Source organism: Rhizobium sp. Root1220 (genome assembly GCF_001426265.1).
GTDB lineage: Bacteria > Pseudomonadota > Alphaproteobacteria > Rhizobiales > Rhizobiaceae > Rhizobium.
The window spans coordinates 1-11,092 of the sequence record NZ_LMDG01000024.1 but is presented as its reverse complement, the minus strand read 5'-3'; the positions used below and the strand labels follow the sequence as shown (position 1 = coordinate 11,092).

The 11,092-nt window shown below is 59.3% G+C and carries 9 protein-coding genes and 1 pseudogene; all 10 read right to left on the bottom strand.

Features of this window, described 5'->3' with window-relative positions; genetic code table 11:
* Positions 1-144, bottom strand: a pseudogene (locus ASC90_RS30050) (nodulation protein NodT); the annotation flags it as partial.
* Positions 145-296: 152 nt separating this feature from the next.
* Positions 297-3,407 (bottom strand): efflux RND transporter permease subunit, encoded by a 3,111-nt coding sequence (locus tag ASC90_RS17035; RefSeq protein ID WP_056542717.1) that lies wholly within the window; start codon positions 3,405-3,407, stop codon positions 297-299.
* Positions 3,408-3,449: 42 nt separating this feature from the next.
* Complete coding sequence (locus ASC90_RS17030) at positions 3,450-4,667, bottom strand: efflux RND transporter periplasmic adaptor subunit (protein WP_056542715.1); 1,218 nt, start codon at positions 4,665-4,667, stop codon at positions 3,450-3,452.
* 134 nt (positions 4,668-4,801) lie between these two features.
* On the bottom strand, positions 4,802-5,404 hold the full coding sequence (locus tag ASC90_RS17025) for a TetR family transcriptional regulator (protein ID WP_056542713.1): 603 nt from the start codon (positions 5,402-5,404) through the stop codon (positions 4,802-4,804).
* A gap of 109 nt (positions 5,405-5,513) precedes the next feature.
* Positions 5,514-6,458, bottom strand: a complete 945-nt coding sequence (locus tag ASC90_RS17020) for a phosphoribosylaminoimidazolesuccinocarboxamide synthase (RefSeq protein ID WP_056542719.1) — start codon at positions 6,456-6,458, stop codon at positions 5,514-5,516.
* Between the two features lie 82 nt (positions 6,459-6,540).
* Positions 6,541-8,286 carry an SLC13 family permease gene (locus ASC90_RS17015; RefSeq protein ID WP_056542711.1) on the bottom strand — a complete coding sequence of 582 codons (1,746 nt, stop codon included), beginning with the start codon at positions 8,284-8,286 and terminating at the stop codon, positions 6,541-6,543.
* Between the two features lie 62 nt (positions 8,287-8,348).
* A complete protein-coding gene (locus ASC90_RS17010; protein WP_056542709.1) occupies positions 8,349-9,083 on the bottom strand; it encodes a phosphoribosyltransferase in 735 nt (244 codons plus the stop codon).
* Positions 9,084-9,087: 4 nt separating this feature from the next.
* On the bottom strand, positions 9,088-9,867 hold the full coding sequence (locus ASC90_RS17005) for a pseudouridine synthase (protein ID WP_244480405.1): 780 nt from the start codon (positions 9,865-9,867) through the stop codon (positions 9,088-9,090).
* Positions 9,868-10,074: 207 nt separating this feature from the next.
* Positions 10,075-10,281: a hypothetical protein gene (locus ASC90_RS30045; RefSeq protein WP_082519954.1), complete on the bottom strand. Its 207-nt coding sequence runs from the start codon at positions 10,279-10,281 to the stop codon at positions 10,075-10,077.
* A 137-nt stretch (positions 10,282-10,418) separates the two neighbouring features.
* Positions 10,419-10,754, bottom strand: coding sequence for a hypothetical protein (locus ASC90_RS16995; protein WP_056542704.1), 336 nt, complete (start codon positions 10,752-10,754; stop codon positions 10,419-10,421).
* Between the last annotated feature and the right edge of the window lie 338 nt (positions 10,755-11,092).

Here is an 11,092-nt window from a genome sequence, read left to right as displayed (position 1 = left end):
CGTCGACACGTCGCCGATGTCCTTCTGGCCGGTCTCATTGAACTTCGCCGGTAGCGGCATCTCCGGGGGCACATGATCCGGGCCGCTGACGCAGCCCGCGAGCAGTAGTAGAAGTGCCGGAGAGGCAAAGCGAAAAGATGCCATTAAAAAATCTTCCTGTAACTCGACCAAATCTATTCTTGTCAGAAGCCTTCATGCTTCGCCATCGGCCGCGCTTCGCTCATACGAGAAACACCATCCCGAAGCAGTCGGCCGCAATGTATCAATGAGTCTTGCGTTCTCACAGTGCATTTATATCACACTCCCGCGCCATTTTTTTCGCGGCGGGAGAAGGCCCGGCGGATAACGACGAAAAACGAAGGCACGAAAAAGATGCCGAGTGCGGTTGCCGCAAGCATACCGCCGAGCACGCCGATGCCGATAGCGTTCTGCGCGGCCGAGCCCGCGCCGGTCGCGATCGCCAGCGGAACCACACCCAGGATGAAGGCGAGCGAGGTCATGATGATGGGACGCAGGCGCAGGCGCGCTGCCTCGAGAGTCGCTTCGATCAACCCCATCCCGGTCTCCATCCGGTCCTTGGCGAACTCGACGATCAGGATCGCGTTCTTCGCCGCAAGGCCTATGGTCGTCAGCAGGCCGACCTTGAAGTAGACGTCGTTGGCCTGGCCGAAGAGCGTGGCCGCTGCCAGGGCGCCGAGCACGCCGACGGGGACGGCCATGATGACCGAGAACGGGATCGACCAGCTTTCGTAAAGCGCTGCAAGGCAGAGGAAAACCACCAGGACCGAGATCGCGTAGAGCATCGGAGCCTGCGAGCCGGACAGGCGTTCCTGATAGGAGATGCCCTGCCAGGCGACCGTGTAGCCACCGCCGAGTTGTTCTGTCAGGACTTCCATCTCGTTCATGGCGTCGCCGGAGCTGACGCCCGGAGCAGACGCCCCGTCGAGCGGAATGGCGCTCACCGCGTTGAAGCGGGCAAGCGTCGGGGCGCCCTTGATCCACTCGGTGCGGGTGAAGGCAGAGAAGGGGACCATCTCGCCGCTGGCATTGCGAGCGTACCAGTGATCCAGGTCGTCCGGCTGCATGCGGAACGGTGCGTCGCCCTGCACATAGACCGGCTTGATCTCGCCATTGAGCGTGAAGTCATTGACGTCGCGACCGGTGAAGATAACGGAAAGCATCGAATTGACCGCGGCGATATCGACGCCCATGGCGCCAATCTTTTCCTGGTCGATGACAATCTTCATCTGAGGCTCGACTTCCTTGTTGTTGCTGCGTAGCGCAACGACTTTGCCGCTGGCGCCGGCCATCTGGATCAGTCGCTTGGAGGCGGCATCGAGCGCCTCCGTGCCATGACCGCCGGTGTCGACGAGGTACATCGAGAAGCCGCTTGATACGCCGAGACCCTGGATTGCAGGGGGCAGCAGCGCGAACACTTGCGCCTCGCGGAAGGTGAAGAAGGTCTTCAGCGCACGGGTCACAACAGCCTGAGCGTGCAGGTTCGGATCCGTGCGCTTGGAGAAGTCCTTGAGCTTGGTGAAGACGATCGCACTGTTCTGGCCGGAGCCGTTGAAGCCGAAGCCAAGTGCGCCGAAGACCGATTCAACGGCATCCTTCTCATTCTCGCGGTAGTAATTTTCAACCTTCTCGACAACAGCCTGGGTCTGCTGGGTCGTCGAGCCCGGAGGTGTGGTGACGATCGTGAGGAGGACACCCTGGTCTTCCTGCGGCAGGAACGACGTCGGCAGACGCGTGAACAGATAAGCACACCCGGCCCCCACCATCAGGAAGACGAGCATGACGCGGATCGGTCGCTTGAGCAGGTAACCGATTGTGCGCACATAGCCGTTGGTCGCGCTTGTGAAGTTGCGGTTGAACCAGTCTCCAAGGCGATGCTTCTTGTGTTCGGTGACTGGCTTCAGCATGGTTGCGCAGAGCGCCGGGGTCAGGACGATTGCAACCAGTGCCGAGAGCAGCATCGCCGAGACGATCGTTACCGAGAACTGTCGGTAGATAATCCCGGTCGAGCCGCCGAAGAAGGCCATGGGGATGAAGACGGCCGTAAGCACGAGGGCGATACCGACGATGGCGCCGGTGATTTCGCCCATCGATTTCTCGGTGGCCTCCAGCGGCGAGAGTTTCTCCTCGGTCATGATGCGCTCGACGTTTTCGACCACAACGATAGCGTCGTCGACCAAGAGGCCGATCGCCAGAACCATGGCGAACATCGTCAACGTATTGATCGAGTAGCCGGTCATCGCAAGGATACCGAAGGTTCCCAGCAGCACGACGGGCACGGCGATCGTCGGGATCAATGTGGCGCGGATGTTCTGCAGGAAGACCAGCAGAACGATGAAGACGAGAACGATCGCTTCGATCAGCGTGTGAACGACTTTTTCGATCGAGAGTTCGACGAACGGCGTTGTGTCGTAGGGGTAGGTGATCTCGACGCCTTCCGGCAGGCCACGGCCGATCGTGTCAAGCGCGCTGCGGACACGGGCGGCAGTATCGATGGCGTTTGCGCCAATCGCGAGGTTGACCGCAAAGCCACTCGACGGAAGGGTGTTGTAGCGTGACGAGCCACCGTAGCTTTCCTGACCGATCTCGATGCGTGCCACGTCGCTGAGGCGGACCGTGGAGCCGTCCTTTTCGACCTTCAGGATGATGTGTTCGAAGTCCGAGACCGTGGTGAGCTGGCTCTGCGCGGTGATCGTCACATTGAGCTGCTGCCCGTCGACGGACGGCTGGGCGCCGAGTGAACCGACAGAGACCTGGGTGTTCTGGGACTCGATCGCCGAAGTGACGTCGCCGGTCGTCAATTGATATTTCAACAGCTTGTATGGATCCAGCCAGACACGCATGGCGTAGCCCGACCCGAAGATATTGACGCTGCCGACGCCTTCGATGCGCTGGATCTGGTCTTCGATCGATGAGGACATGATGTTGCCCAAGTCGACGGAAGTGCGTTTGCCGTCCGTCGAAACGAGCGAGCCGACCAGCAGAATGCTCGACGTCGACCGGGTGACGCTTATGCCGGCGTCGATGACGTCGCCCGGCAGTTTCGATTGAACCAGCTGAAGCTTGTTCTGAACCTGCACCTGAGCGATATCGGGGTCAGCGCTGGTGCCGAAGGTCAGCGAAATGCTGGCCGAGCCGGTCGATGAGGTCGAGGTCATGTAGGTCAGATCGTCGAGACCGGTCATGCCGTCCTCGATGATCGTCGTCACCGATTTCTCGACGGTTTCAGCGCTGGCGCCGCGATAGGTCGCATTGATGCGAACCGTGGTCGGCGCGATATCCGGATACTGCGAAATCGACAGCGTAGAGATCGCGAGCAAGCCGGAAAGCATGATCGTAATCGCTATGACCCACGCAAAGATCGGGCGTCGAATGAAAAACTTGGCCATTGGCTTATAATTCCTGTGCGGCTCTGATCACGGTTCGTCGCGTTACTTCGCGGCGGGCTTTTGTGCATCACCGGATGAGGGCTGTTCGGCGGGCACGACGATACCCTTCTCATTGATCTTCATGGGCATGGGTTTTACCGGCATGCCCGCGGTGATCGATTGCAGGCCGCTGACGATCAGCTGATCGCCGTCCTTGATGCCGTCGGTAACCAGCCAGGAATTGTTCGACGGCGACGCGTTCTCAAAGACGCGGGTTTCGACCTTGCCGTCAGCAGCAACAAACTGTGCGGTCAACTCGCCGTTTGCATTGCGGCTCGTGGCAAGCTGCGGCAGGGCATAACCATCTTCCGTGCCCAGTTCCAGCGTCGCCCGCACGTACATGCCGGGCAGAACGATCCGATCGGGATTTGGGAAGCGCACACGAATGATGAATGTTCCGGTGGTTTCACTGACCACGGACTTCGACATGTCGAGCGTACCCTTCTGGTCGTATTCCTTGCCGTTTTCCAGGATCAGGCGGAAGGTGGCGTTTCCGGCATTGCCCTTGACCTCTCCGCTCGTGATCGCATCGCGCAGGCGCAGCAGATTTGTGCTCGACTCCGTCAACAGGATGTAGATGGGATCGAGTTGGCGCACCGTCGTCAGCGCCGTTGTCTGGTTCGCGGCGACGACGTTGCCGATGTTGTAGGCTGTCTGGTCGATCAGACCGTCGAAGGGGGCTGTGATCTTTGTGTGGTCAAGGTCGATTTCGGCTGCTGTCAGCGCCGCCTTGGCCGACTCGACCTCGGCCTGGGCCTGCAGGAGGTTGGTTTTTGCCGTCTCGAACTCGATCTGCGTTGCGCCGGAGCCGACGAGGCGTTGATAGCGGTCGAAATTGCTCTGCGCGCTCGGAACGCTCGCTTCGGCTTTCGCAATGGCTGCACGCGCCTGCGCAACGGCTGCCAGATAGGGAGCGTCTTCGATCTGATAAAGAATGTCGCCTTTCTTGACCTCGCCGCCTTCGCGGAAAGGGATCTCGCGAATGAGGCCGCTCACCTGCGGACGAATATCGGCGACCTGGGAGGCTTCTGCACGGCCTGGCAGGATCGTAGTCACCGGGAACGTCGCCTTGGTTAGTGATATCACACCGACGGGGGCTGCCTGCTGCGCAGCGCCCGCGGCGCCACCGGTTGCACCCTGCTTGTTACCGCTATCGCTGCATGCAGCGAGCACACCTGCCATTGCGAGAGCGGAGGAAACGAAGAGGAAGCGCCGTATCATGATGAGTTCCCTGTGAGGTGGCAGTCGGAATCGATGACCTCCTGGGAGAAGATCGATCACCGATCCAGAATCAAATGCCACTGATCCGAATTTAAGAAAGACTTTACGAAGTGACGTAAGTTATGAATCGTCACTTAGCAAGCGCTATTTTGCAGTGCGGCATCGACGAAGTTCACGATCTTTTGAGCGCGCTCTACGAGCGTGTCCTTATCGTCACGGGCGATGAGAACAGGGTGGAGGACACTTGCAAGGGCGTCAGCGACCGTGCTTGCGGCGCTTTCCGGATTGGCGCAATTGTAGCGTCCGCGAGAGACGCCCTCCCGTATGATGTCGTTCAATTTCTGGACAATGCGCTCCCTGTAGCGGTTGCCGGCGTCGAGTTTTGCCTGCACCGTCATCAGCACCATTTCGAAGAGATAGGGGTTCTCCTGGATATCCTGCAGATGGCTGTCGAGCAGGCGCAAGACAAAACGCAGAAGTTGTTCCTGCGGCGGAAGATCGTCGTCAAAGGCGGCAAAGCGATCGGCTACATCCTCGAGGTGGCGTTCGGCGATTGCGTCGACCAGGGCCGCCTTAGTGCGAAAATGCTTGAAGACGTTGGCCGGCGACATGCCAAGCGATGCGGCGATGTCGGCAATCGATACCGCGACGAAACCACGCTGCCGGAATAGCAATTCCGTCATGGACAGAATGTCCTCGCGGGTTTCCTCGGCCTTGCGTCTTGGCCTGCGTGCCATTCGTTCCCCCACCGGTCGGATCCCGGCACCGATTTGTGCGGATGCTAACGCCAAGGCCGGAAGACCTGCAAGCCAATGTTGCAGGTCGGTGCCGCCGTCGGTCGGATGCCTAGGCGAAATAGGGTGAAAGGTTTCGGCGAACACGGTCGACCGGCGTTGCGCCCGTGTCATCCGGTACAAATGCTTGCGCGGTGATCGCCTCGTAGGCCTTGATATAGACTTCGGAGGTTTGTTCGACCAACTCCACCGGGATTTCCGGGATGTCGTCCTTGTAGGGATCGCAGCGCTCGGCGACCCAGGCGCGGACGAAGTCTTTGTCGAAGCTTGCCGGGCGCGTTCCCGCCTCGAAGCTTGCCTGATAGCTGTCCGCCAGCCAGTAGCGGCTGCTGTCCGGCGTGTGGATCTCGTCGGCGAGAATGATGTTGCCATTCTCGTCGGTGCCGAATTCGTATTTGGTGTCGACGAGGATCAGGCCGCGTTTTGCTGCAAGTTCCTGCCCTCGGGCGAACAGAGCGAGGGCGTATCGCGACAGGGTTTTCCACTGTTCCTCGGTGAGCAACCCACGCTCGACGATCTCGCTCGGCGTCAGTGGCTCGTCATGGCCGCCGTCGAATTCCTTGCTGGTCGGCGTGATGACCGGCTCGGGGAGTTTCTGGTTGTCGCGCATGCCGTCGGGCAGCCGCATGCCGTACATTTCACGTTCGCCCTTCTTATAGAGAGTAAGGATCGAAGTGCCGGTCGTGCCGGCGAGATAGCCGCGCACAACGATCTCGACGGGTAGAATGTCGAGGCGCTTGCCGATCACGACGTTCGGATCCGGATAGTCGAGTACGTGATTGGGGCAAATATCCTTCGTGGCCTCGAACCAGTAGCGGGCGGTTTGGGTCAAGACCTGCCCCTTGTAGGGAATACAGGTGAGAATGCGGTCGAAGGCGCTCAGCCTGTCCGTGCTGATGATGATGCGTCGGCCATCGGGCAGATCGTAGTTCTCGCGGACCTTGCCGCGATAGTAGTTGGGGAGCTCTGGGAAATGGGCTTCGGAAAGGATTCGCACGGGCTCAACCATCCTTGTCAGTTTATCGGGTGCTTTACCCTTGCTCTAGTTCCATCGCCGGGGATGTCAAGCAAACCGGTCCCTAAAGCCAGAAGACATATATAAGAAGTGTGGTCAGAACGTAGCTCAGTAGCGTCAGCGGTGCGCCAGCCTTAAGAAAATCGACGAAGCGGTAGCTGCCGATCCCCATTGCCAGCGTGTTGTTGTGGTGGCCGAACGGAGTGAGGAAATCCAGCGATGCACCCGCTGCAACCGCGATCATGTAAGCCTGCGGAACATGATGTCCCGCCGCCGCGAACTGGAGGGCGATCGGGCTCATAATGATAGCGACCGTTGCGTTGTTGACGAAAGGTGTCAGTACCATCGCCAGGAAGAGGACCAGGGCGACGCCCGCGATCGGTTCCGCCAGCGGTATGATCAATCCCAGTGCCGTCGCGATCAGCTGCGCCGTGCCGGTGCTCGCGACTGCCGATCCGATCGGGATCATCGCACCCAACATGATAATGATGGGCCAATTGAGGTCGGCCATCGCCTGACGGATATTCAGGTAGTTTAAAAGGGCGAGGGCGAGGATCACGCCCGCGAAGCCAATGTCCGGTGTGAGCAGATTGAATGCCGTCGATGCCACACCGACAGCAAAGATCGCGAAGGGCAGCAACGAGGTGACAGCACCGGGGGCGGCGGGCGAGGTTGCCAAGGGCAGGCACTCACATTCCTCCAGAGCTTGCCTGATCGCTTCGCGATCTCCCTCCAAGATAAGGATGTCGCCGATCGATAGCTGCAGATCCTCGAAGCGGCCCTCGATCCGCGGCGATCGCATCGACAATGCGGAGATCGTTATGTCGTGCGCCTTGAATACCTCGATCGAGCGCAGCCTCGACCCGAGCAGCGTGCTCTCGGGCATGACCACGGCCTCGATGTGGATCGGTCTCGACGGTGGTGGGCCGAAACGCGGTGGTGCCAGTAGAACACCAGACGCAAGGAGTTCGGCCAGAACGACATCATCCATCTCCGCCAAGAGCAGATCCCCGGCCTCGATGACGGCGCTTTCGGGCTTCCCGAAAACGAAACGCTCATTGCGGACCAATGAATGAGGGAGAAGCGCGAACATGGCAGGTAGGTCCGAAAGGCGGTTGCCGACAAGTGTCGAGTGTGCGGGAACGCGGCGTTCGGTCAGTACACGCCGAGGCACACCGGATGGACTTGCAGGTTCGTTGCTCGTTTGGGGAAAAAGCCGGGGCGCCAACCACGCCGTCAGCGCGATGCCGGCAATTGCCACGGGCAAGCCTACATAGGCGAAATCGAAAAGGTGAAGCCCGCTGCCGGTCGCCTCAGCCAATGCGTTGCTGACAAGCAGGTTCGCTGGCGTTCCGATGAGCGACACAAGGCCGCCAAGCAGGGCCGCAAACGAGATCGGCATGATCAGTTGCCTGCGGGGGATCGCGAGCGACGCGCTGATCCGCAACGCGGCAGGCAGGGCAATCGAAAAAGCGCCGATGTCGTTCATGAAGATGGAGATGAATCCGGCAGCCGCCGACAGAGTGGCGATGACCGCGGCATTCGAGAATTTCGCTCGGCTGAAGATATCAGCAAGCCGGTCGAAAAGCTTTGCACGAGCGAGCACCTGCACGATCAGCAAAATTTCGACCACCGTGATAACCACCGGGCTAGCGAAGCCGGCAAAAACCTGTGCTGCCGGATAGAGCCCGAGGACATATCCAGCGAGCAGCCCGGCGATTGCCACCACTTCGATGCGAACGCGATCCAGCGAGAACAACACCAGCATCACGACCAGCAGGATCAGCAGAGATGCTTGCTCGAAGGTCATATGGTGTCCCGAACCTCAACCCGTCGAGGCGAATGTAGCGGCTCGGCGCGCTGTGTACAGAGTCAGATATTATGCGGGGAGGGCTGCGGAGAGCTTCGGGATCCGGCATCCGCCCTGCGCCAGGTACGCGTCTCGGTAATCTCAAGGATTGGCGTCGAAAAGACACCGAGTGTCCTTTCCTGCCAATGCGCCCCTGCCGAATCCAGTTTTTCACGCCAGCGATCCGACTGCAGCATTGCTGCGCCGATTGCTACGGGACTGATCGCACACGATGAAAGCAGTTGAAGTCCAGAGACGATCGAGGTGCCGCTCGAGATGACGTCGTCGATCAACGCCACCCGCCGGCCTCCCAGCAGCGGCAGCATGCGCGGATCCATGTAAAGTCGCTTCTGTTGCGTCGGGGTGGTGATGGATGAGAGCGCGACGGAGAGCTCGTCGCGGTACCAGAATTTTCGCGATGTACCGAGCGGGACGTACCGGTCGTGACCCAACTTCTGCGCCACGGCGGCGGCAAGTGTCAGGCCGAGAGTCGGAAGGCCCGCGATGACATCGACATCGAAGCGCTTCAGCTTCTCGGCAAGCTGTCCGGCCAGAACATCCAGGACCGCGAAACTCGCCTGGTTGAGGATCAGGGAAGCCAAGGCGTGGCGGCCGTCAGCCAGCATCCGGATCGGCAGGCGAAGCTGGCGGCCATCGTGCAACTCGGCAACATAAAACGACGAGAACTCGCCATCGACCGGGTATGTGCCGGGAGCATGTATGTCCTGCCAGAAGTCGTGCGGCGCCAATTCGCTCATGCCATCAATTCCGTTTTGTCGCGTCCAGACCCGAACGCCGACGCAGGTCCTTGAGTTCGGCCCCGGTCAATGCGCGCACCGTGCCCTTGGGAAGTTCCCCGAGTTCCAGGCCGCCGATCGCGACGCGTACCAGACGCAGGCATTCGGCGCCGAGGGCTTCCAGCATGCGGCGGATCTGGCGGTTGCGGCCCTCGTCGAGCTCGACTTCGATCCATGAATTCCTGTCGCCGCTTCTTAGCAGCTTCGCGGAGGTCGCCTTCAACATCTCGCCGTCATGGCGAACGCCATAGGCCATTTCAGCCAGCATCGCCGCATCCACGATCCGGTCAACCTGAACATGATAGGTTTTTGTGACGTGGGTCAGCGGATCGAGCAGTGTCTGCGCGAACTGGGTGTCATTGGTAAAGAGAAGCAGACCTTCGCTTGCCTTATCCAGCCTTCCGACGGAGGAGAGGTGCCGGACGTCGAAACCCTTGAGGCAATCGTAGACCGTCGGGCGGCCTTCCGGATCATCGCGCGTCGTCACCAGTCCACGCGGTTTGTTGAGCATGAGGTAGACCTTGGCTTCCGCGACGACGCCGATGCCATCCACCTTTATCGATGACCCTTCCAGATCAACCCATGCGGAAATGTCTGTGACCGTGCGTCCGTCCACCGTGACGCGGCCGTCGCCGATCAATCGCTCTGCCTGCGTTCGAGAACAATAACCAAGTTTGGAGAGTGCCCGCGGCAGCGTCACCCGCTTGCCCTGCGTGTCGCCGCCTAATTTTGCACCTCCACGCAATGTATGCGGTGAGCGCCGCTCCCTCACTATAGTCACCCTGTTCTGTTTCGCTTGTGGGGTTCTTGCATGAACAAAGCAGGGTTTCCAGCGTGCAGCGGGCGAAACGCCGGGACAAATCATCCTAAAAGCCAGATTGTGATGAAGCACTCTATGATCGCGCACCAGATGCTGGCGGCATCAGCGCCCTTCCGGGCGCTGGATCAAGCCTCAATGAGAGGCCATAAAACCCGCCAGTTCCTGACGGTTGATCACGACTCCGGCAGCCGCTTTGGCCGGGTCTGGATGGGTATAGAACAGGCGGGCCATTTCGGGCAGATCAAGGGCCTGCTGCATATTCATGATACCCACAGCCTTGCGGCCTTCGATGCCATCAACACTGACTTCGACTATGCAGTTTGCTTTCTTCCTCTCCATGAATAGTCCTCCCTCTTTATTGTAGTGTTGCTGGTAGCGCCGAAACTTGGTTTTTCTAAGACCAAAGTATTACGAGCCATATCGACCTCGAGATCAATATGGCTCGTCAGAAAAATACTATTGCCCTTTACGATGTGTTATCGCCACCACTGGCGCGGCGGCTGCTGAGTTCCGCTTAGAAGGTAGCCGGCGAGAAAGCCAATGGCGCCGGCAAGCGCGAGCGCGGTCGTCGTTGCAGCGGGGTGCTCGCGGGCAGCGCCGGCGGCAGCCGCGCTTTCGGCCCGGATCTGGGCAACGGCGCTTTTTGCACGGGGGAGGGCGTCTTCATAGACCTTGCCCGCACGATCGCGAACTTCATAGTATGCCTCTGCACCTTGAGCGGATACCATCTTCTGCAGGCGTGATACCTCTTGCTGAAGCGCAGTGATGTCCTTGCTGACGGAGGCTCTGATATCATCGGTATTGGCAGCCATGTCTTTCTCCTTTCATTTTACTCGAACGAGAACACGAAAGAGCTGCATTAGGTTCCCGGCCAATCTGGCCCGGACCCGCAATGAAACCCAAATGTTGCTTTTCGGCGGAGTTTCAACCCTTGAAGTGATCCTTCGGAGGGAAAGAGCGGTCAAAAACAGCCCTCGCGAGGTACGTTTAAACTTCTTGCAGTCGAAATTTGAGGCTTCGTCGCTAGGAGCCAGAGGTCGCGAATAGTTACTCCCGAAAATTTCCAATAGAAAACAGCGTGTTACAAAAATGTCAAAAAACTTTTGCGCGGTGTGTTGACTTGGAAAAGGGGTAGGCCTTATAAGCCCAC

Bases quoted from the DNA above. Each gene is read 5' to 3' on its own strand.
- ASC90_RS17015 (WP_056542711.1), bottom strand. From the start codon at position 8,286: ATGACCTTCGAGCAAGCATCTCTGCTGATCCTGCTGGTCGTGATGCTG.
- ASC90_RS17035 (WP_056542717.1), bottom strand. From the start codon at position 3,407: ATGGCCAAGTTTTTCATTCGACGCCCGATCTTTGCGTGGGTCATAGCG.
- ASC90_RS17025 (WP_056542713.1), bottom strand. From the start codon at position 5,404: ATGGCACGCAGGCCAAGACGCAAGGCCGAGGAAACCCGCGAGGACATT.
- ASC90_RS30045 (WP_082519954.1), bottom strand. From the start codon at position 10,281: ATGGAGAGGAAGAAAGCAAACTGCATAGTCGAAGTCAGTGTTGATGGC.
- ASC90_RS16995 (WP_056542704.1), bottom strand. From the start codon at position 10,754: ATGGCTGCCAATACCGATGATATCAGAGCCTCCGTCAGCAAGGACATC.
- ASC90_RS17030 (WP_056542715.1), bottom strand. From the start codon at position 4,667: ATGATACGGCGCTTCCTCTTCGTTTCCTCCGCTCTCGCAATGGCAGGT.
- ASC90_RS17010 (WP_056542709.1), bottom strand. From the start codon at position 9,083: ATGAGCGAATTGGCGCCGCACGACTTCTGGCAGGACATACATGCTCCC.